We start from the raw sequence: 21,094 nt of genomic DNA, 5'->3' as shown, positions 1-21,094 counted from the left end.
CCCAGATAGCGCGGAGTTCAATACGGGAGTGTATGTTGGCCACGCTTGGAATGTCGCCTGCCGAGAAGGACGCCGTCGAGGCGTTCCGTCGCGATGTCGTCGAACCGTCGATGACGAAACTCGTGATCATCGACTTCTGGGCGGAATGGTGCGGGCCGTGCAAGGCGCTCGGGCCGACGCTCGAAAAGGTCGCCGCCGATTATGCGGACAAGGGCGTCGTGCTGGCGAAGGTCGATACCGACAAGAACCAGTTCATTGCCGCGCAATTCCAGATCAAGTCGATCCCGACCGTCTATGCGATGTACCAGGGACAGCTGGTCGCCGACATGACCAGCGCACGCACCGATTCACAGCTACGCGTGATCCTCGATCAGTTGCTCAAGCAGCTGCCGATCGAAGCGGAGGCCAATACCGACGCCCCCGACATCGAACCGCTGATCGCGATGGGTGAGGAGGTCCTTGCCGAGGGCGACGGGGAACGCGCGCTCGGTATCTTCCGCCAGATCGCCGACATGGCGCCCGAGCACCCCGCGGTCCATGCCGGCTTCGTCCGCGCGCTCGTCCTGACCGGGCAGCTCGACGAGGCGGCGGACTGGCTTGCGAATCTGGACCCCGCGATCGCCAAGGATCCGGCGATCCACCGCGCGCAGGCCGCGCTGGCGCTGGCCCAGTCCGCGCCGCCGGTCGCCGACCTGTCACCGCTGATCGCCGCGGTCGAGGCAGCACCAGACGACCTGGCCGCACGCTTCGCACTCGCCAACGGCCAGATGGCGGCGAACGACCGCGATGCCGCCGCGGACAGCTTCCTCGCCATCATCGCTGCGGATCGCGACTGGAACGAGAGCGCTGCGCGGACGCAGCTGCTGAAATTGTTCGAGGTGGTGGGCCTCGAGGATCCCTGGGTCTCTGGACAGCGGCGGCGCCTGTCTGCGATCCTGTTCGGATGACGACCCGGCTCTCCATCTTCCCCCTGCCCGGCGCGCTGCTGTTCCCGGGCATGCAGTTGCCGCTGCACCTGTTCGAGCCGCGCTATCGGGCGATGATCAGCGATGCGATGGCGCGCGATCGGCGGATCGGCATGATCCAGCCGCGCGGTGATGATGGAGAGCTCTACGCACTGGGCTGCGTCGGCAAGATCGCCGAAGTCGAGGCGCTGGAGGACGGGCGGTACAATGTCGTGCTGGAGGGCGTCGCAATGTTCCGCATCGTCCGCGAACTTGATGTCACCACGCCCTTCCGCCAGGTCGAGGCCGAATTGCTGCCGGTGATCGAGGACGACACGCTGTCGCTCGGCCGGCGCTCGTCGCTCGAACTCGAATCGCGTCGCTTTGCCGACGTGCAGGGCTATGCGGTCGACTGGGACGCGGTCGCGCGGCTCGACGATGAGAGCCTGGTCAACGGTATTGCGCAGATCGCCCCGTTCGATTCCGCTGCCAAGCAGGCGCTGCTCGAAGCCCCCGACATCGAAACGCGCGCCGAACTGATCATCCAGCTGATGCAGTTTTTCGGGCGACACGACGGCGACGAACAGGTGACGCTGCAATGAGCGGGCTCGATCCCTGGCTGCTCGAACGCCTCGTCTGTCCGGTGTCGCGCACGCCCCTGCGCTATGACGAGACCGCGCAGGAGCTGATCTCCGATGCCGCCGGGCTCGCCTATCCGGTGCGCGACGGCGTGCCGGTGATGCTGGTCGAAGAGGCGCGGCCAATCGATGGTGCTGCAACCGCCTGATGTCGAAACCCGACCGCCGCCTCGTCATTCTAGGGGTGGCCTGGAGCATCGGGCTCGCGGCATCGGGATGGTCGCCCTTCGACCGCGCTACCTGGTGGATGGAAGTGGCGCCCGTCCTGATCGCCTTTCCGATCCTGGTGGCGCTGCGTCACCGGTTCGCCTTCACCCCTCTGGCGCTGTCCCTGATCGCGTTTCATGGCTTCGTGCTGATGCTGGGTGGCGCCTATAGCTATGCCCGCGTCCCGGTCGGTTTCATGGTGCAGGATTGGCTGCAGCTCGCGCGCAATCCCTATGATCGGTTCGGTCACCTGATCCAGGGGTTCGTCCCCGCGATCGTGCTGCGCGAGCTGTTGATTCGGGGTCGGCATATCGCGTCGCCACGGCTGCTGACCATCACCGTCCTGGCCTATTGCCTCGCCATCAGCGCGCTGTACGAACTGATCGAATTCGGCGCGGCGGTTTCGCTCGGCGAGGGCGCGGACGCGTTTCTCGGTACGCAGGGCGACCCCTGGGATACGCAGTGGGACATGCTGATGTGCCTGCTCGGCGCCGCGCTCGCCGTCATGCTGCTGTCCCGCCCGCACGATCGCCAGATCGCGCGGACGGGCGATGGTCAGATCGTCAGACCCTGAAGCAGCTTGGGCAGGTCGCCGCTCTCGCCGCGCGCCTCTGCCATGAAGCGATCCTTGAGCGGCGGTAGCGCGTTGACCGCGCTGATGCCGAAGCGGCGCACCGCGCTCGCGGTCTTGCCGGGCATGCCGAACAGCCGGGTCAGCGTGTCGGTCGCGGCCGCGGTCATGAACGTGTCGAGCCCGCGCCAGCGCTGGTAGCGCGCGAGCAGCGCCGCGTCGCCGAGGTCGAGGCCGAGGCGTTTGCCCTCGATCAGCACCTCGGCGAGCGTCGCCACATCGCGAAAGCCGAGATTGAGCCCCTGTCCCGCGATCGGGTGGATACCGTGCGCTGCATCGCCGACCAGCGCGAGCCGCGTGTCGGTGATCCGAGCCGCGTGCTGAAAGCCGAGCGGATAGGAGGAGCGCGGCGTCAGCTTCGACAGCTCGCCGAGAAAGCCGCCCATGCGCTTGGTCGCTTCGGCGAGGAACGCGCGGTCACCCATCTTGAGCATGCCCGCGGCGTTCTTCGTGTCGACCGTCCACACGATCGCCGAGCGATGCCCCTCCGCATCGTCGGGCAGCGGCAGCAGCGCGAACGGGCCGCTGGCGTAGAAGATCTCGTAGGCGACATCCTCATGCGAGCGTTCGTGATGAAAGGCGGCGATGATCGCGGTGTGATCATAGGACCAGTGCGCCATCGTGATCCCGGCGGCCTCGCGCGTCGGCGACTTGCGCCCCTCGGCGACGACGACCAGCGGCGCGCGGACCACCGCGCCCGAATCGAGCGTCGCGGTCACCCCCGCAGCGCTGCGATCGAGATCGGTCGCGCGCGTCATCATCCGCAGGTCGACATGCGCCGCCGCGCTCGCGGCATCGAACAGCGTGTGACGGAGCAGCTTGTTCTCGTACATCGTGCCCAGCGCGCCGTCGTCCGCGGCGGGGACGAAATCGAGCTTGCCCGGTTCCAGCCCGTCGCTGACCCGGATCTGGCGGATCGCGCAGCCCTGCCCCGCCAGCGTCGCGCCGACGCCGATCGCATCGAGCATCCGGTGGCTCGCGCTCGCCACCGCCGAAGCCCGGCCATCGAAGCCCGGCGCCAGCGTGACCGCGGGGTCCGCCGGATCGATCACGATCGTCGAGATGCCGTGCACGTCGAGCGCCACGGCGAGCGTCGCACCGACCAGCCCGCCACCGAGGATGAGTACATCTGTGTCCATGGTGCCGCTCTATCCCGCCCGCCCGCCGCTGCCAACGCCGATCCGGGGTCGCTTTAACCCGTGTTGTCGCGTGCTCGCCTTGACGTCGGACCCGCCCGGCGCGATGAAAAGTCGGATTTTCGCACATTGAAGGATTTGAGGTCATGGCCAGCCGCGCGCAGCCAGCCTTATGGCGTGAGACGGTAAAGGCGGGGGCGGTGCGCAGCGGCGCGCTGATCGCCGCGATCGCGCTGTTCGTCGCGACGTTGCTGATGGCGCTGGCGTTGGCCAGCTATCATGCCAGCGATCCGGCGCTGAACACCGCGTCGGGCGGCTATCCCGCCAACCTGATCGGGCCGCCGGGCGCGTGGTTCGCCGATATCGCGCTGTCGCTGTTCGGGCCCGCCGTCGCGCTGCTGCTGCCGGTCGGGCCGATCCTCGCGATGCGGCTGTGGCGCGACCTGCCGGTCGGACGCTGGGCACGGATGCTGCGCGGCGCGGCGCTCGGCGTCGCGCTGATGGCCAGCGCGCTCGCCTTCGTATCCGACGCTTCGGTGCTCGCACTTCCTGCAGGCTGGGGTGGCATCATCGGCCTGTCGGTCGCCAATGCGGTGCATTGGGGTCTTGGATTCCTGGGCCAGCCGGTCGCCGAACTCTGGTCGGCGCGCGCCGTCGGGCTGGTCGCCGCGATCGCGGGGGCGATCGTCTGGGGCAAGAGCATCGAGATCGATTTGGGCGAGCGCAAGTGGCGCTTCCGGCGCAACCGGATCCCCGCGCTCGGCTATGATGACGGGGCCGACGGCTATGTCGGTGGGCCTGAGGACGAGGACGAGCCGCTGACGCTGACGCGCAAGCCCGTCGAGCCGCGCGCGATCGCCGAACCCGATCCACGCCCCGCGCCCGTCATCGCCGACCGCCAGAACGCGCCGTCGCAGGCGAAACCCAAGGAACGCCAGCTCGACCTGCGCGACAACTACACGCTGCCGAGCGTCGACCTGCTGACGCCGTCGCCGCCGAGCCAGGGCAATGTCGTCGACAAGGCCGGGCTCGAACGCAACGCGCGGCTGCTGGAGAACGTGCTCGACGATTTCCACGTCAAGGGATCGATCATCGAGGTGCGGCCGGGCCCGGTCGTGACGATGTACGAGCTCGAGCCCGCGCCCGGCATCAAGGCGAGCCGCGTGATCGCGCTGGCCGACGACATCGCGCGCAACATGTCGGCGATCTCCGCACGCGTCGCAGTGATCCCGGGACGCAATGTGATCGGCATCGAACTGCCCAATGCGCGGCGCGAGGCGGTGTCCCTCCACGAGCTCGTCGGCAGCCAGACGTTCGAGGATCAGGCCGCGCAGCTGCCGATCATTCTGGGCAAGAACATCGCGGGCGATTCGGTGATCGCCGACCTCGCGCCGATGCCGCATCTGCTGGTCGCGGGTACGACGGGGTCGGGCAAGTCGGTCGGGCTCAACAGCATGATCCTGTCGCTGCTGTACAAGCTGACGCCGAACCAGTGCCGGATGATCATGATCGATCCGAAGATGCTCGAACTGAGCATGTATGACGACATCCCGCATCTGCTGTCGCCGGTCGTGACCGATCCCGCCAAGGCGGTGCGCGCGCTGAAATGGGCGGTCGAGACGATGGAGGATCGCTATCGCCAGATGTCCTCCGTCGGCGTGCGCAGCCTCGCCGGCTTCAACGACAAGGTGCGTGGTGCCAAGGCCAAGGGGCAACCGCTGGGTCGGAAGGTGCAGACCGGCTATCACCCCGACACCGGCGCGCCGATGTACGAGGAGGAGAAGCTCGAATATGACGTGTTGCCGCAGATCGTGGTGATCGTCGACGAGCTGGCCGACCTGATGATGACCGCGGGCAAGGAGGTCGAATTCCTCATCCAGCGATTGGCGCAGAAGGCCCGCGCGGCGGGCATCCACCTGATCATGGCGACTCAGCGGCCGTCGGTCGACGTGATCACCGGCGTCATCAAGGCCAATCTGCCGACGCGCATCAGCTTCCACGTCACGTCGAAGATCGATTCGCGCACCATCCTCGGCGAACAGGGTGCCGAACAGCTGCTCGGCAAGGGCGACATGCTCTACATGCCCGGCGGCAAGGGCATCGTCCGCGTCCACGGCCCGTTCGTCAGCGATGACGAGGTCCGGCTGGTGGCGGATCACTGGCGCTCGCAGGGCCTGCCGGATTACATCTCGTCGGTGACCGAGGAGCCCGAGGATGGCTTCACGCTCGAAGGCTCGCCGACCGGCGAGGATTCGGCGGAGGACCAGCAATATCGCAATGCCATCCAGCTGGTCTGCGAATCGCAAAAGGCGTCGACCTCGTGGCTGCAGCGGCAGTTGCGGATCGGCTACAACTCGGCCGCGCGACTGATCGAGCGGATGGAAAAGGACGGCATCGTCGGCAGGCCCGATCATGTCGGACGCCGCGAGGTCCTGCGCGATACAGAAGGGCATGCGATCTAAAGGGGTGTTGTGGGGGGCATATCCAAGGCCCCCCTTGCCCGTCATCCCAGCGACGGCTGGGATCCAGAGCCACAAGACCCGGCCTATGCGGCTCTGGATCCTGGGTCGAGCCCAGGATGACGGAGGCTCTGGCGGTGATGGCCCAATCCTCACGCATCTCAGTTCACAACCCGTTCAAGCCGGGCCCGGCATTGCCCGGCGTCCAAGGAGATTTCGATGTTCAACACCCGCCCCGCGGTGATCGCGACGATCGCCGCCCTCTCGGTCGCCGCCGTGCCGTCACCGATCGCCGCACAGGCGACCGGTGATCTCGCTGCCGTCCAGAAGCACCTGCAATCGGTCACGACGATGACCGCGGACTTTTCGCAGGCGGATCGCAACGGCAAGGTGCTGACCGGCGTGCTGACGCTCAAGAAGCCGGGCAAGCTGCGGTTCCAGTATGAGAAGGGCGTGCCGATCCTGATCGTGGCCGAGGGCGGCGCGCTGACCTTCATCGACTATTCGGTGAAGCAGGTGCAGCGCTGGCCGATCAAGAATTCGCCGCTCGGCGTGCTGCTCGACCCCAGTCGCGACATCACGCGCTATGCCAAGCTGGTGCCCGGCTATGACAACCGCGTCGTCTCGGTCGAGGCGAACGACCCCAAGCATCCTGAATATGGCCGCATCACCTTGGTCTTCGCACGCGATGCCGCCGCCCCCGGCGGGCTGATGCTGCAGGGCTGGGTCGCGCTCGACAGCCAGAACAACCGGACCACCATCCGCCTGTCCAAGCAGAAGTTCGGCGGACCGGTCAGCGACAACACCTTCCGGTGGAACGATCCGCGCCGGACCCGGTAAGTCTGGTCACCTCCTGAAAATGAACGGCATTGTCGTTTCATTCATCCCGGCGACAGGTTCCTGGCGCTAGGGGCTGAGTCGCGGATGTGGGGCATTCGGGATTTTTCCCCCTGTTGCCCGGATGGTGTCCCCATTGTCTGCCTGCGTGACGAACGCTGAGTCGGCCCTCGCTCCACGCCCCCGGAGCGGGGGTCTTTTCGTTGATCGGCACGCCGCCGCGCGATCCTTGTCGCCACCCCCACGCGGCGCTACATCGCACGCGTGAAAATCGTCTCCTGGAACATCAACTCGGTCCGCTTCCGGATCGCCATCGTCGAGCAGTTTCTGAAGGAAGCCGCGCCCGACATCCTGTGCCTCCAGGAAACCAAGGTCGTCGACGACGACTTCCCCTTCGAGACGTTCCGCGCGCTCGGCTATGAGCATATCGTGCTCCACGGCCAGCGCATGCATCACGGCGTCGCGATCCTGAGCAAGGTGCCGATCGTCGCCGACGACCGGTTCGACTGGCAGGCGAACAGCGAAGCCCGCCACGTCGGCGTACGCCTGGAAAACGGCGTGCGGCTGGAGAATGTCTATATTCCTGCGGGCGGCGACGTCCCCGACCGCGACGCCAATCCGAAATTCGGCCAGAAGCTCGATTTTCTGGAGCGGATGACGCGCTGGTCGGAAACGCTCAGCGGCCCGACGATCCTGGTCGGCGATTTCAACATCGCCCCGCTCGAGGCGGACGTCTGGAGCCACAAGCAGCTGCTCGACGTCGTCAGCCATACGCCGGTCGAGGTCGAGGCGCTGGCCCGGCTCCAGGCGGCGGGAAACTGGGTCGATCTCGGCCGCCGCTTCCATCCCGCCCCCGCGCGGCTGTTCACCTGGTGGAGCTACCGCGCGAAGGACTGGGCGACGTCCGACCGTGGGCGGCGGCTCGATCACATGTGGGCGACGGGCGCGGCCGCGGACGCCGCCGTCGCGCATCACGTCTTCGAGCCGTGCCGCAGCTGGCTCAAGCCCTCCGACCATATCCCGATCCTGACCGAGTTCGCCTTTTGAGCGATCGCCCCAATCCGCGCGCCGCGGCCCGCGCGGTCGATGCCCTGCGCCGCGGCTGGCCGATCGCAATCGACGGACTGACGTTGCTCGCGGTCGAGACGGCGGACGCGGACCGGCTCGCGACATTCGATCCGCCGGCGACCGGCGGGGTGCTGATCTCGTCGGGACGGGCGGTGACGCTGAAGCTCGCCAACCAGCTCGAGGCGGCCGACCCGACCGCCCCCGTCCTGGTCGATCGCGCGCCCTGGATCGACTTTCCTGCCGCGACCGCGCTTGCCGATCCGCAGTTCGACCTCGCGACGCCGCTCAAGGGTCCGTTCCGCACCCTGCCCGTCCCGCACCCCGACGCCGCGGCAGCGGCGTTGCGGCTCGCACGAATCGCCGGGCTGTTGCCCGCCTTCTTCCTGGGCAGTGGCGTGCCCGAGGCGACCGCGGCCGCCGCCGATGTCGATGCGCATGAGGATGCGACCCGGCTGGTCATCGCGACCCGCGCACGCTTGCCGGTCGAGGGTGCGGAGGATGCCGAGATCGTCGCCTTCCGCTCGCCGGAAAGCGCCGACGAACACATCGCCCTCCTGATCGGGCAGCCGAACGGCGATGCCCCGCTCGTCCGGCTGCACAGCGAGTGCCTGACCGGTGACGTGCTCGGCAGCCTCAAATGCGACTGCGGGCCGCAGCTCCACGCCGCGATTCACGCGATCCAGCACAGCGGCTGGGGCATATTGCTCTATCTGCGTCAGGAGGGGCGCGGCATCGGCCTGGTCAACAAGCTGCGCGCCTATGCGCTGCAGGATCAGGGGTTCGACACGGTCGACGCCAATACCCGGCTGGGCTTCGCGATCGATGCACGCGATTTCGGCGTTGCCGCGCGGATGCTGAGCCTGCTCGGCCAGAACCGGGTCCGGTTGCTCACCAACAATCCGGCCAAGGTCGCCGGGCTGGAGGCGACCGGTGTGACGGTCGCGGAGCGCGTCCCCCATGCGCTGCCCGCCAATCCGCACAATGCCCGCTATCTCGCGACCAAGCGCGACCGCACCGGACATCAGCTTTGATCGATATCCCTCCCTCGCGGCGGCTGATCGTCGTGTTCGGCGCCGCGGTGCGTGCGGACGGCAGCCCGAGCCCGACGCTCGAGCGACGGATCGCGTTCGCGGCAGCGGCGGCGGCACGCTATACCGAGGCGGACCTGTTCTGTTCGGGCGCGATCGGCCGTCATGGTCCGTCGGAGGCGTCGGTGATGGCCGACCGGCTGGCGGAAACGGTCGATCGGTCGCGGATCCATCTCGACGAAGCCAGTCTCGATACGCTGCAGAGCGTGATCGCAGCGACCCGGTTCGCCCGCGCGGGGCATTATGCCCAGTGCATGATCTGCACCGACGGCTATCACCAGCCCCGCATCCGCATGTTGTTTGCGATGCTGGGCATGCCCGCCAGCGCGATTCACGTCCCGCATGGCGGCAGTCGCCGCTACCAGATCAAGATGCGCGCACGCGAGGCTGCGGCGATCCCCTATGACCTGGTCGCGGGCGTCGGCGCGATCCTGCGCAGGCGGCGGGCCTAGGCCCCCTCTCGCAGGACGCGTGCCACCGCGTCGAAATCGTCGGCCAGCGCATCGACGCCGATCGCGTTCAGCCGCGCGCCGTGGTCCGGCCCGCAATGCGACCCAGCCGACAGTCCGATGACATAGCCGCCCGAGGCCACCGCGCCGGTCGCGCCGACCGGCGAATCCTCGAGGATCGCGGTCCGGCCGATGTCGACGCCGAGCCGTTCGGCACCGTAGAGATAGAGATCAGGCGCAGGCTTGCCGTTCGTGACATGCTCGCGGCCGCTGTAGAGATGATCGCCGAACGCGTCGCGCAGGCCGATATGGTCGAGGTGCCGCGCGATCCAGCGGGTCGGGCTCGACGAGACGATCGCCTTGGGCAGATCGGCCGGCAAGGCGCGGACGAAGGCGACCGCACCTGCGATCGCTTCGATACCCGCGGCCATCATGCGGTCATCCTCCGCCTTGCGCGCCGCGTAGAACGCCTCGGGCAGCGGCCGATCGATCCAGCGCTCGATCGCGTCGACGAATTGCGGCCCGGCAAGCCCCATGAAGTTCGCCATCGACTCCTCGGCGGTGATCGGATGCCCCGCCGCGGTCAGCCATTCGGCGATATGACGGTTGCCGAGCGCCTCGCTGTCGATCAGCACGCCATCGAAATCGAACAGCAGCGCGTCGAACCGGACGGCGCCGGTCATGCGCGATGCCCCCGCGCGCCGAACAGCGCGCTGCCGATCCGGACGTGCGTCGCGCCGATCGTCACCGCGGTCTCGAAATCATCGGACATCCCCATGCTCAGCCCCGACAGCCCGCAATCGCGCGCAAGCTTTGCCAGCAGCGCGAAATAGGGCGCAGGCTCGACATCGGCTGGGGGCAGGCACATCAGCCCCGCGACCGGGAGGTCTGCCGCGCGGGCCGCGTCGAGCAGCGCCGGCAGGTCGGCGATTCCACATCCGCCCTTTTGCGGCTCATCACCGATATTCACCTGGAGATAGCAGTCGGGCCGCCGTCCGCTCTCGCGCATCGCCTTGCCGAGCGCCGTGACCAGCGACGGGCGATCGACGACATGAATGCAGTCGAACAGCGCGACGGCATCCGCTGCCTTGTTCGACTGCAACTGCCCGATCAGGTGCAGGACGACGTCGGGGTACCGCGCCTTGAGCGCTGGCCATTTGTCCGCCGCTTCCTGGACGCGGTTCTCGCCGAATACCCGCTGGCCCTGTTCGAGCAGGGGTTCGATCGCCGTCGCCGGATGAGTCTTCGACACCGCGATCAAGGCGACGCCCTCGGGCTTGCGACCGGCAATCTCGGCAGCCTTGGCGATCCGCGCGCGGATCTCGGCCAGGCGCTGCGTGCGGTCGGTTTCGTCGGTCATGCCGTTCGTGTCTGTCATGCGGGGCGCTATAGGCAGCAAGATGCCGCACCGAAACCCCGTCCCGCGCCTCTGGCTGATGACCGACGAGCGGATGAGCGATGCGCTATGGCATGCGCTGCAGCGTATTCCGCCCGGATCGGGGGTCGTGGTCCGCCATTACCAGACGCCCCCGGCGCAGCGTCGGGCGCTGGCGCTACGCATCCGCCGCATTGCGCGGGCGCGACGGCTGGTGGTGGTCGCGCGGCCCGGATTTGCCGGGTTCGATGGCGTGCATGGCGCCGGCCGCTGTGGGAGCCTGCGGACCTGGCCCGCGCATGATCGGCGCGAGGCGATGCTCGGCGCGCGGGCCGGTGCCGACGCGTTGTTCGTGTCGCCGATCTATCCGACGCGGTCGCATCCGGGAGCGCCAGCAATCGGTCCCGCAGCCGCGCTACGGGTAGCGCGCGGGCTCGGCCTGCCGATCATCGCGCTGGGCGGCATGACGGCAGCACGGTCGCGGCGACTCAGGATGCTGGGCTTTCACGGCTGGGCAGCGATCGATGCTTGGACGTGATGGGGGCGGTTCACGGCTTATCGCCGGTCACGCTGCGCCCGGATCAGAAGCGGAAGGCGGTCCCAAGATAGACGGCTTGGCTGTCACGACGATCGTCTTCGAGCCGAACAAACCGCTCACGGTCCGACCGATAGCGGACGCCCGCGGTCACATCGATGTTCCGCGTCAGCGAATAGGATCCGCCGAGATCGACCGAATAGCTCGGCGCATCCTCGACGAGACGCGGCGTATTGGCGAGCGGACGATCCGCTGCAGCCTTGACGCTGCCCGTGAACCGCTTGCCCGCATAGCTGACCGCCACATCGGCAGAGCTGCGACTGCCCGGCATCCCGGCCAGATCGACGCGTGCCAGATCGCCCGACACTGCGAACCGCTTCCAGCCGACCGACATGCCCAGATTATACGCGATCGGCGCCAATCCGACGGTCGGCGCGGTGCTGGTCGCGAGACGCGTGGTATCGATACCACGGTTGGTCTGCGCGCGGACAGCGACGGTGACGGCACGATTGTCGCGACGCGTCTCAGCCGGGGTGAAGCGGAAGCTGCCGGCATCGAACCCGCCGCGTGCGAACAGCGCCGCAAGCCGGGGATCCGCCGCCGATGGAGTGAAGCCGCCCGTGCCCCGCACCGACAGCGTCGGGCGCTTGGCGATGCGGACCTGCTGTTCGGAAGCGCCGAACGCGGGCGCGACGAAGACCGCAGCGGCAGCAGCCACTCCGGCGAACATCCCGACCATCACGCGCTTGGCGACCAAAACAACAACTCCCTGCGAATCTTTTATAGACGAATCTTGTTACGATTCCTTCGCTGAACGGCAGCTAACACAGATCGATCCCCGTCAGCTATCCGCACCTAATGATTATCCAAAGGTGTTGCATCAGACACACAGAACAGGTCGAACGCCGTGGTTGCCGGACGAATTGCCGACGCCCACCCCATCCTTGCGGGTAGCAGGCCCGCCCTGTAGAGGCTGACGACGATCTATTGCCAGGATGATGCCGATGTTCCGCCCGCGTACCGCCCTCGTGGTTCTCGCCGCTCTGCCGCTGGTTGCGTGCGGCGGCGGCAGCGCCCGTCCCAAGGCCGATCTGGCCGCGTCGAAGATCACCACGATCGGCGTCAACAGCTATCTCTGGCGCGCGACGCTCGACACGCTGAGCTTCATGCCGCTGCTCCAGACCGACTCCAATGGCGGCGTCATCGTCACCGACTGGTACGTTAACCCGCAGACCCCGGCCGAGCGGATGAAGGTAACGGTATCGATCCTCGACCAGGACCTGCGCGCCGATGCCGTCCGCGTCGCGGCACTGCGCGAGATCAACCGCAACGGCCAGTGGGTGTCCGCACCCGTCCAGGCGGCGACCACGCAGAAGCTCGAGGACATCATCCTGACCAAGGCCCGCGACCTGCGTCGCGCCTCGATCGCGGGCTGAGGACGACATCATGGCGTCGCGTTTCAATGCGTTGAAGGCGGACGCGGCGTGGCAGAAGGTCTGGGACGAACGCAACACGTTCGCCGCCGACGATTCTTCGACCAAGCCGCGCTCGTACGTGCTCGAGATGTTTCCCTATCCGTCGGGGCGCATCCACATGGGGCATGTCCGGAACTACACGATGGGGGACGTGCTCGCGCGCTTCCGTCGGATGAAGGGCATGGAAGTGCTCCATCCGATGGGCTGGGACGCGTTCGGCATGCCCGCCGAGAACGCGGCGATGGAAAAGGGCGTGCATCCGGGCAACTGGACGCGCGCCAATATCGCGACGATGAAGGCGCAGCTGAAGCGCCTGGGCTTCGCGCTCGACTGGACGCGCGAACTGGCGACGTGCGAGCCTGACTATTACGGCCATGAGCAGGCGCTGTTCCTCGACCTGTTCGCGGCAGGCTTGGTCTACCGCAAGGAATCGGCGGTCAACTGGGATCCGGTCGACATGACCGTGCTCGCCAACGAGCAGGTGATCGACGGGCGCGGCTGGCGCTCGGGCGCGCTGGTCGAGCGGCGCAAGCTGTCGCAGTGGTTCCTGAAGATTACCGACTTCGCCGACGAGCTGGTCGACGGCCTCGGCGCGCTCGAGCATTGGCCCGACAAGGTCAAGCTTATGCAGGAGAACTGGATCGGCCGCAGCCAGGGCCTGCAGTTCAAGTTCGCGCTGGCGGGCAATGCGACCGGCATCGACTCGGTCGAGGTGTTCACGACTCGTCCCGACACGATGTTCGGGTCGAGCTTCGTCGCAGTCGCCGCGGATCATCCGATCGCGCGCGCGATCGCCGAGACGAACCCCGATGCGGCTGCGTTCATCGAACTGTGCAAGCGTGGCGGCACCACCGCGGCCGAACTCGACACGCAGGAGAAGCTGGGCTTCGACACCGGGATCCGCGCGACGCATCCGCTCGACAAGACGTGGGAACTCCCCGTCTACATCGCGAACTTCGTGCTGATGGAATATGGCACCGGCGCTGTGTTCGGCGTGCCCGCGCACGACCAGCGCGATCTGGATTTCGCGCGCAAATACGATCTGCCCGTCAAGCGCGTCGTCTCCGAAGGCGATGATGAGGCCCCCGTGTTCGTCGGCGACACCGCCTGGACGGGTGCGGGCAATCTCGTGAACTCGCACTTCCTCGACGGGATGGACATCGAGGACGCCAAGCGGACCGTGATCGAGCGCGCCGAGGGCGAAGGCTGGGGCAAGGGCACGACCGTGTTCCGCCTGCGCGACTGGGGCGTCAGCCGCCAGCGTTACTGGGGCACGCCGATCCCGATCATCCACTGCGACGCGTGCGGCGCGGTGCCGGTGCCCAAGGACCAGTTGCCGATCGTGCTGCCCGAGGACGTCAGCTTCGACATCCCCGGCAACCCACTCGATCGCCATCCAACCTGGAAGCATGTCCCCTGCCCTAGCTGTGGCGGGAATGCGCGACGCGAAACCGATACGCTCGACACGTTTGTCGATTCATCGTGGTATTTCATCCGCTTCGCCAGCCAGCCGGACGCCAAGCCGTTCGACCGGACGGGCGCGGAGAAGTGGCTGCCGGTCAACCAGTATATTGGCGGCGTCGAGCATGCGATCCTGCATCTGCTCTACGCCCGCTTCTGGACGCGCGCGCTGAAGCATATCGGCATGCTCGACATCGCCGAGCCGTTCGCCGGGCTGTTCACGCAGGGCATGGTTACGCACGAGACGTACAAGTCCGCGGACGGCCGCTGGCTCGGCCCCGACGACGTGCGCGACGGCATCGAGATCGCGACGGGTGACGCGATCACCGTCGGTCGCGTCGAGAAGATGTCGAAGTCGAAGAAGAACACCGTCGATCCCGAGCCGATCGTCGACCAGTATGGCGCCGACGCGGTGCGCTGGTTCGTGCTCTCCGACTCGCCGCCCGAGCGCGACCTTCCCTGGAGTGAATCGGGTATCGAAGGCGCGTGGCGGTTCGTCCAGCGTCTCTGGCGCCTGATCGAAGCCGACGGTGCCGCCAAGGCCGAGGGCGACGACATCGCCCTGCGCAAGCTGTGCCATCGCACCACGGTGGGTATCGAGAGCGATATCAATGGCTTGCAGTTCAACAAGGCGGTCGCGCGGCTCTACAGCCTGTGCAGCGCAATCGAGAAGGCATCGCCGTCCGCCGACCGCGAACAGGCCATCCGCACCTTGCTGCTGCTCGTAAGCCCGATGGTCCCGCACGTCGCCGAGGAAGCCTGGGCGACCGCCGGTAACGACGGCCTGATCGCCGACGCTGTGTGGCCTGCGGTCGATCCGGCGCTGCTGGTCGATGACGAGGTGACCATCGCGGTGCAGGTCAATGGCAAGCTGCGTGATACGCTCGTCTTCCCCAAGGGCGCGCCGAAGGATGAAGTCGAGGCGGCCGCGCTGGCCTCCGACAAGATCGTCCGCCTGCTCGAGGGCAAGCCGCCCCGGAAAGTGATCGTCGTGCCCGACCGCCTCGTGAACATCGTCGCATGACGCGGTACGCGCTTCTTGCCGGAGCCCTGCTGCTCTCGACCAGCCTGGCGGGTTGCGGGCTACATCCTCTCTATTCGGGCGGCAGCAGCGGCGCGGTTGCCGGCACGCTCGGCCAGGTCGAGATCACGCCGATCGAGGGCAAGTCCGGGTGGCTGATGGCAACCGCACTACGCGACCGGTTGCCGTCGAACGGCGCGGCGCCGCTGTATCGGATCGACATCCGGCTTGAGGACCAGATCAACGGCCTCGGCGTGCGGCGCGACGACAGCGTCTCGCGCGAACGCCGAATCCTGCGCGCGCGCTATCAGCTCGTCCGGATCGGTGACGGTACCGTCCTGCTCGACGCGACGGCGGGATCCGACGCCGGCATCGATGTCGTCCGGTCCGAATATGCGACGATCGCAGCCGAGAATACCGCGCTGGAACGTCTGTCGGGAATCGTCGCGGATCAGATCGTCGCGCGGATCGCGCTCTATGCGCAGCGGACCCCGCCGGCCCCCACGCCGGCCCCGTGAAGGCCAGCGCCAACCAGATCCGCGCCGCATTGGCCAGGCCCGGCCCCGATATCCGTCTCTATCTCCTCCACGGCCCCGACGAGGCCGGCGCCAGCGACCTCGCCCGCACGCTCGCCAAGGCGATGGGCCTCGATGCGGAGCGCGTCGATCTGGATGGCGCACAGCTCAAATCGGATCCTTCGCGGCTCGCCGACGAGGCGGCCGCCCTGTCGCTCTTCGCCACCGCGCGTCACGTCCGCGTCGCGTCGGCGGGCGAGGAGAGCCTCGAGGCATTCACCACACTGTTGAACGCCGATCGTGCGGGCAACCCGGTCGTCGCGATCGCACCCAGCGTCAAGACGAGTGCGAAGATCGTCAAGCTCGCGCTCGAATCGCCGCGTGCGATGGCGTTCGCCTGCTACGCACCCACGGCCGCCGATGCGGAGCGGCTCGCCAGCACGATGGCGGGCGAACAGGGTCTGCGCCCTGCCCCCGGCGTCGCGCGCCGCCTGGTCGAGACCACCGGTGGCGATCGGGCGGTCATCGCGCGCGAGATCGACAAGCTTGCTCTGTATCTCGACGCGAGCCCCGAACGACCGCACGATCTCGACCACGCCGCGCTCGATGCAATCGGCGCGGACCTCGGCGAGGCGGAGATGGGCCAGGCTATCGACGCGGCGATCGAGGGGCGTGTCGCCGATCTCGGGACCGAACTCGCGCGGCTGGAAGAAGCCGGTACCTCGCCGATCCCGTGGCTGCGGCAGCTCGTCCGCAGGCTGATCGCGCTTGCCGAGATGCGCGGCGAGATCGATCGCGGCGAAGCGGTCGATACGGTGATGAAGCGCCACCGCGTCTTCTTCCGCGACGAGTCACAGACCGCCAAGTCGCTCCGCCGCTGGTCGCCAGTGATGCTCGCTACGGCCATCGCCCGAGTCCGCACCGCCGAACGCGCGATCATGGCCCCGGGCAATCCCGGCGGGGTCGTCGCGGATGCCGCCATCGTCGCCCTTGCCCAGGCGATCGCGCGCAGAAACTGAAGCGGGTAAATGCCTTCCCCGTCAGGCGGACTTACCGGAGGAGAGGACGCTAACCGCTCCGCCCCGAACGTTCAGATCGCCCCGCCCGTCAGCCGCTGGCACACCATGTCGAGCTGATCGAGCGTCGAATAACTCAGCGTCAGCGTGCCGCCGGTCTCACTATGCGCAACGCGCACTTGAAGCCCCAGCAGATCGGCCAGCTGCCGCTCCAGAGCCGCGATATCCGCGTCGGGGATCCGTGCCTCGTTCACCGTAGTCGCCGCAGCTCCGCCCGACCGAGTCCGGCCCGGCTTGGCATCACGCGCCAGCTTTTCGGTCTCGCGCACCGATAGGCCGCGGGCGATCACCTGGTCCGCCAGTGTCTCGACATCGGGCGAACCAAGCAGCGCGCGCGCATGCCCCATCGACAGCGATCCTTCGACCACCTGCGACTGAACCTGTGCAGGCAGTTCGAGCAGCCGCAACAAATTGGCGACATGGCTGCGCGACTTATGGACGATCTTGGCCAGCACCTCCTGTGTATGGCCATATTCGCCCGCCAGCCGCTGATAGGCCTGTGCCTCCTCGATCGCGTTGAGATCCTCGCGCTGGATGTTCTCGATCAGCGCAATTTCGAGCGTCTCGGCGTCGTCGAAGTCGCGGACGACCACCGGGACCTCGTGCAGTCGCGCCCGTTGCGCCGCGCGCCAACGTCGCTCGCCCGCGACGATCTGATAATCATGGCCGTGCGGCCGGACGATGATCGGCTGGATCAATCCGCGCGCCGCGATCGAGGCGGCAAGCTCGCTGAGCATAGCCTCGTCGAAATGCCGACGGGGCTGGTCCGGATGCGGCGACAGCGAACTGACCGGCAGCATGCGGACGCCGCTATTGGTCGGCGCATCACCGCTGGCGTTGACAGGCGCCTCGCGGGCCATCTCGCCCAGCAGCGCGTTCAGCCCGCGGCCAAGCCCCGGCCGGCCGCGCTTGGTACCTTCACTCATGCCAATACCCTCACGCGGCTGCTCGTGCAGATACCGGAAGCCGGCCGATCATCTCGCGGGCAAGCGCGATATACGCCTGCGATCCGCTGCAGCGATGGTCGTAGATCAGCGCCGGAAGTCCGTGACTGGGTGCTTCCGACAGCCGTACGTTACGCGGGATGACCGTTTCGAACACGACCTTGCCCAGCACCGCGCGGACATCCGCTGAGACCTGATCGGTCAGCCGGTTGCGGCGATCATACATCGTCAGCGCAACGCCGAGGATCGACAGGCCGGGGTTGAACCGCTGACGGATACGTTCGACCGTGCTGAGCAGCTGCGACAGGCCCTCGAGCGCGAAGAATTCGCACTGGAGCGGCACGAGCAGCGCATCCGCTGCGACCATCGCATTGATCGTCAGCAGCCCGAGCGAAGGCGGACAATCGATCAGCGCGATATCCCAATGCCCGGTCGAGTCCTGCATCGCACGATCGAGCCGATGCGTCCGCGCATCGAATTCGACGAGCTCGATCTCTGCGCCCGATAGATCGACCGTTGCGGGGATCACGTCGAGCCGGGGCACGCGGCTGTGCACCACGGCCTGGTCGATCGTCGCTTCGCCGATAAGGACGTCATAGCTCGATTTGACGCGTTGCGCATGGCCGATGCCAAGGCCGGTCGAGGCGTTGCCCTGCGGGTCGATATCGACCAGCAGCACCCGCATTCCCGTCGCCGCCAATGCGGTCGCGAGATTGATGGCACTGGTGGTCTTGCCCACCCCACCCTTCTGATTGGCGACCGCGATGGTAATCATCGCGCGCGGACTCGATCCAGAACCACGATAGACGACTCCGGGTTCGTGACGCTTTGTTCCACGTGGAACATAAAGTGCCAAGGCTTATGAAGCGCGGTGATCTCTGCCTCATCGAGACGCCCCCGAGGCAACAGCCACCGCGTCTCTGTTGTGGCGCAGTGCGCCGCGCCACGCAAAAGGTTTTCGAGCGAGGCGACGGCGCGCGCCGAAATGATCCGCGCCGTTGCAGTGACGGACTCGACCTTGGTCGGATGCACCCGGACCTGCTCGCCAAGCCCGAGCCTGGCGACGCAGAGCTGGAGAAAGTCCGCGCGACGCCGGCGTGGTTCGACGAGATCGACCGGCCCATTGCGGACCAGTGCGACGACCATGCCAGGAAATCCACCTCCGGTCCCGATGTCGAGCCAGCGCATCGCATCTGTCTCCGGGCCCGCGAGTGCATCCAGCTGAAGCGAGTCGACGACATGCCGCTCCCAGATCGTCGGGATCGTCGAAGGTGCGATCAGATTCTGATGCGCGGCTTCCTCGACGACCATCGTGACGAACGTCGCAACCCGCTCGGTCGCGACGGGGCCAAACCGCTCGAGGACCCAGGTCCGTGCTTCGTCTTCGGTCATGCCGGTACTCGTTTCGTATGGAGAAGCACCGCAGACAGCGCCGCAGGCGTGATGCCCCGGATCCGTGCCGCGGCGGCCAGGGACAGCGGTCGTGCCGCACTCAATCGATCGATCATCTCGTTCGACAGACCCGGAACCCGATCATAGGCGAGATCCTGGGGTAACAGGATCGACTCGTCCGCGCGCAACCGCGCGACCTCCTGCGCCTGCCGTTCGATATAAGGGGCGTAGCGCGCATCCTCGACGACCTCGTCGACCACTGCCGCCGGGATTCCGATCGCCGCATCGGGCGCGACATGCGCAAGCTTCACGCCCTCGAAGCGCAACCAGTCGAACGCCGTCCGGCGCGCGCCGTCGCGGCCGACCGCAACACCCTGATCCGCGATCTCCGTCGCGGTCCGTTCGCCGTGCAGTGCGGATCGGAATCGCACCCGGTCTTCGCCACGCGCGCGCTGATGCGCGAGCCGCGCGGTGCAGAGGCATCCCGCCGCCTCCGCAATCCCGCCCAGCCGTGTCTCGGCATTGTCCGCGCGGAGCGACAGCCGGAACTCGGCACGCGCGGTCAGCATCCGGTACGGCTCGGTAACGCCCTGCAGGACAAGGTCGTCGATCATCACGCCAAGATAGCTCGATGCGCGATCGAGGATCACCGGTGCCAGATCACAGGCATGCGCCGCGGCGTTCAGGCCAGCGACCAGCCCCTGCCCCGCTGCCTCTTCATAGCCCGTGGTCCCGTTAAGCTGGCCGGCACAGAACACGCCGTCGATCGCGGGAAGCGCCAATCGCGGATCGAGCGCGCGCGGATCGATATAATCATATTCGACGGCATAGCCCGGCATCGTCATCACGACACGCTCGAGCCCGGGAATGCTCGCGAGCATCGCTGCCTGCACCTCGACCGGCAAGGACGTCGACAGACCATTGGGATAGATCGTTGGGTCGTCGAGACCCTCGGGTTCGAGGAACAGCTGATGGCCGTCGCGGTCACCAAAGCGGGAAACCTTGTCCTCGATCGACGGACAGTAGCGCGGGCCGGCCGCCTCGATCGCGCCGGTGAACAGCGGCGATCGGTGGAACGCGTCGCGGATGATCGCATGCGTCTCGTCCGTCGTCCGCGTGATGGCACAGGCGACCTGCGGCAGGATACGGCCGGTCGTCATCGGCGACATCGTCCATGGCTCGGGATCGGAGGGCTGCTCGGCAAGCGCCCCCCAGTTGATCGTACGACCGTCGAGCCGTGGTGGAGTTCCCGTCTTCAGCCGCGCCATAGGCAGCGCGCGCGCGCGGAGCTGGTCCGCCAGTGGCTTCGCCGCACGCTCCCCGATCCGGCCCCCCTCCTCACGGTCATCACCGCGGAAGATCCGCCCGCCCAGAAACGTCCCGGTTGCGAGGACCACCGCGCGCGCTGCGACCACGGCGCCGTCGGCGAGCACGACACCCGCGACGCGATCACCCTCCAGATGCAGCGCGCTGACCTCACTGGCGATAATCGACAAGTCGGGCGTCGCCGCCAGCTGTGCCTGAATCGCCGCCGCATAGAGCCTGCGGTCCGCCTGGATCCTCGGCCCCTGGACCGCGGATCCCTTGCTGCGATTGAGCATGCGGTGATGGATCGCCGCGGCATCGGCAGCGCGTCCGATCAGCCCGTCAAAGGCATCGACCTCGCGCACCATATGGCCTTTGCCCAGCCCGCCTATCGCCGGGTTGCATGACATCGCGCCGATCTGCCGCGCGTCGAACGACACCAGCGCGGTACGCGCGCCCCTCCGCGCTGCCGCGGCTGCGGCCTCGGTCCCGGCATGGCCACCGCCAACCACCACTACATCGAACATGTAATCGCCGT

General features: G+C 67.3%; 22 protein-coding genes. 14 read left to right on the top strand and 8 right to left on the bottom strand.

The features are described from left to right. The first annotated feature begins 50 nt into the window (after positions 1–50). From IFS44_RS08245 to IFS44_RS08230, 4 genes are read left to right on the top strand one after another with little or no spacing between them, the layout of a single operon-like run. Positions 51–947 (top strand): tetratricopeptide repeat protein, encoded by an 897-nt coding sequence (locus IFS44_RS08245; RefSeq protein WP_056673149.1) that lies wholly within the window; start codon positions 51–53, stop codon positions 945–947. After that, positions 944–1,546, top strand: coding sequence for an LON peptidase substrate-binding domain-containing protein (locus IFS44_RS08240; RefSeq protein ID WP_031395355.1), 603 nt, complete (start codon positions 944–946; stop codon positions 1,544–1,546). Before IFS44_RS08245 ends, IFS44_RS08240 begins: the two co-directional genes overlap by 4 nt. Then, complete coding sequence (locus IFS44_RS08235; RefSeq protein WP_192098116.1) at positions 1,543–1,731, top strand: Trm112 family protein; 189 nt, start codon at positions 1,543–1,545, stop codon at positions 1,729–1,731. The genes IFS44_RS08240 and IFS44_RS08235 overlap by 4 nt, the downstream gene beginning before the upstream one ends. Then, complete coding sequence (locus IFS44_RS08230) at positions 1,731–2,363, top strand: DUF2238 domain-containing protein (RefSeq protein ID WP_192098115.1); 633 nt, start codon at positions 1,731–1,733, stop codon at positions 2,361–2,363. The genes IFS44_RS08235 and IFS44_RS08230 overlap by 1 nt, the downstream gene beginning before the upstream one ends. On the opposite strand, the gene IFS44_RS08225 is transcribed toward IFS44_RS08230, so the two are convergent. Beyond that, entirely contained in the window at positions 2,345–3,559 is a 1,215-nt protein-coding gene (locus IFS44_RS08225; protein ID WP_192098114.1) for a UbiH/UbiF/VisC/COQ6 family ubiquinone biosynthesis hydroxylase, read from the bottom strand. The two genes, IFS44_RS08230 and IFS44_RS08225, sit on opposite strands and share 19 nt — an antisense overlap. Positions 3,560–3,702: 143 nt before the next feature. On the opposite strand from IFS44_RS08225, the gene IFS44_RS08220 reads away from it, so the two are divergent. The 5 genes from IFS44_RS08220 (at position 3,703) to IFS44_RS08200 (ending at position 9,460) form a co-directional block, all read left to right on the top strand. Then, a complete protein-coding gene (locus IFS44_RS08220; protein ID WP_192098113.1) occupies positions 3,703–6,018 on the top strand; it encodes a DNA translocase FtsK in 2,316 nt (771 codons plus the stop codon). A gap of 216 nt (positions 6,019–6,234) precedes the next feature. Continuing rightward, positions 6,235–6,855 carry a LolA family protein gene (locus IFS44_RS08215; protein ID WP_031395416.1) on the top strand — a complete coding sequence of 207 codons (621 nt, stop codon included), beginning with the start codon at positions 6,235–6,237 and terminating at the stop codon, positions 6,853–6,855. Between the two features lie 261 nt (positions 6,856–7,116). Then, entirely contained in the window at positions 7,117–7,899 is a 783-nt protein-coding gene (gene xth / locus IFS44_RS08210; protein WP_192069349.1) for an exodeoxyribonuclease III, read from the top strand. Beyond that, positions 7,896–8,951, top strand: a complete 1,056-nt coding sequence (gene ribA, locus IFS44_RS08205) for a GTP cyclohydrolase II (protein WP_244650051.1) — start codon at positions 7,896–7,898, stop codon at positions 8,949–8,951. The genes xth and ribA overlap by 4 nt, the downstream gene beginning before the upstream one ends. After that, positions 8,948–9,460: a YdcF family protein gene (locus IFS44_RS08200; RefSeq protein ID WP_107931092.1), complete on the top strand. Its 513-nt coding sequence runs from the start codon at positions 8,948–8,950 to the stop codon at positions 9,458–9,460. Before ribA ends, IFS44_RS08200 begins: the two co-directional genes overlap by 4 nt. Here IFS44_RS08200 and IFS44_RS08195 read toward each other — a convergent pair. Both IFS44_RS08195 and IFS44_RS08190 read right to left on the bottom strand, forming a co-directional pair. Further along, positions 9,457–10,140, bottom strand: coding sequence for an HAD family hydrolase (locus IFS44_RS08195; protein WP_107931089.1), 684 nt, complete (start codon positions 10,138–10,140; stop codon positions 9,457–9,459). The two genes, IFS44_RS08200 and IFS44_RS08195, sit on opposite strands and share 4 nt — an antisense overlap. Next, complete coding sequence (locus IFS44_RS08190; protein ID WP_192098211.1) at positions 10,137–10,817, bottom strand: YggS family pyridoxal phosphate-dependent enzyme; 681 nt, start codon at positions 10,815–10,817, stop codon at positions 10,137–10,139. Before IFS44_RS08190 ends, IFS44_RS08195 begins: the two co-directional genes overlap by 4 nt. 76 nt (positions 10,818–10,893) lie before the next feature. On the opposite strand from IFS44_RS08190, the gene IFS44_RS08185 reads away from it, so the two are divergent. Continuing rightward, a complete protein-coding gene (locus tag IFS44_RS08185) occupies positions 10,894–11,370 on the top strand; it encodes a thiamine phosphate synthase (protein WP_244650047.1) in 477 nt (158 codons plus the stop codon). A 43-nt stretch (positions 11,371–11,413) separates the two neighbouring features. On the opposite strand, the gene IFS44_RS08180 is transcribed toward IFS44_RS08185, so the two are convergent. Beyond that, positions 11,414–12,124 (bottom strand): hypothetical protein, encoded by a 711-nt coding sequence (locus IFS44_RS08180; RefSeq protein WP_244650045.1) that lies wholly within the window; start codon positions 12,122–12,124, stop codon positions 11,414–11,416. 247 nt (positions 12,125–12,371) lie between these two features. Between IFS44_RS08180 and IFS44_RS08175 the strand changes: the two genes are divergently transcribed. From IFS44_RS08175 to holA, 4 genes are read left to right on the top strand one after another with little or no spacing between them, the layout of a single operon-like run. Continuing rightward, positions 12,372–12,803, top strand: a complete 432-nt coding sequence (locus IFS44_RS08175; protein WP_031396163.1) for a DUF3576 domain-containing protein — start codon at positions 12,372–12,374, stop codon at positions 12,801–12,803. 10 nt (positions 12,804–12,813) lie between these two features. Further along, positions 12,814–15,327 carry a leucine--tRNA ligase gene (gene leuS, locus IFS44_RS08170; RefSeq protein ID WP_107931088.1) on the top strand — a complete coding sequence of 838 codons (2,514 nt, stop codon included), beginning with the start codon at positions 12,814–12,816 and terminating at the stop codon, positions 15,325–15,327. Then, positions 15,324–15,842 (top strand): LPS assembly lipoprotein LptE, encoded by a 519-nt coding sequence (gene lptE / locus IFS44_RS08165; RefSeq protein WP_031396161.1) that lies wholly within the window; start codon positions 15,324–15,326, stop codon positions 15,840–15,842. The genes leuS and lptE overlap by 4 nt, the downstream gene beginning before the upstream one ends. Next, positions 15,839–16,858 carry a DNA polymerase III subunit delta gene (gene holA, locus IFS44_RS08160; protein ID WP_192098111.1) on the top strand — a complete coding sequence of 340 codons (1,020 nt, stop codon included), beginning with the start codon at positions 15,839–15,841 and terminating at the stop codon, positions 16,856–16,858. The genes lptE and holA overlap by 4 nt, the downstream gene beginning before the upstream one ends. 71 nt (positions 16,859–16,929) lie before the next feature. On the opposite strand, the gene IFS44_RS08155 is transcribed toward holA, so the two are convergent. The 4 genes from IFS44_RS08155 to mnmG are packed head-to-tail and all read right to left on the bottom strand — an operon-like array spanning position 16,930 to position 21,083. Beyond that, positions 16,930–17,841, bottom strand: coding sequence for a ParB/RepB/Spo0J family partition protein (locus tag IFS44_RS08155; protein ID WP_192098110.1), 912 nt, complete (start codon positions 17,839–17,841; stop codon positions 16,930–16,932). A 10-nt stretch (positions 17,842–17,851) separates the two neighbouring features. Continuing rightward, entirely contained in the window at positions 17,852–18,634 is a 783-nt protein-coding gene (locus tag IFS44_RS08150; RefSeq protein WP_031396158.1) for a ParA family protein, read from the bottom strand. Beyond that, the gene (locus IFS44_RS08145; RefSeq protein ID WP_192098109.1) at positions 18,631–19,251 is read right to left on the bottom strand and encodes a 16S rRNA (guanine(527)-N(7))-methyltransferase RsmG; all 621 of its coding nucleotides are present in this window, start codon (positions 19,249–19,251) and stop codon (positions 18,631–18,633) included. Before IFS44_RS08145 ends, IFS44_RS08150 begins: the two co-directional genes overlap by 4 nt. Then, positions 19,248–21,083: a tRNA uridine-5-carboxymethylaminomethyl(34) synthesis enzyme MnmG gene (gene mnmG, locus IFS44_RS08140; RefSeq protein WP_192098108.1), complete on the bottom strand. Its 1,836-nt coding sequence runs from the start codon at positions 21,081–21,083 to the stop codon at positions 19,248–19,250. Before mnmG ends, IFS44_RS08145 begins: the two co-directional genes overlap by 4 nt. Positions 21,084–21,094 lie beyond the last annotated feature (11 nt).

Source organism: Sphingomonas sp. CFBP 13706 (assembly GCF_014842355.1).
Lineage (GTDB): Bacteria > Pseudomonadota > Alphaproteobacteria > Sphingomonadales > Sphingomonadaceae > Sphingomonas > Sphingomonas aerolata.
The sequence above is the reverse complement of the archived record's forward strand: the minus strand, read 5'-3'. Positions and strand labels throughout refer to the sequence as shown.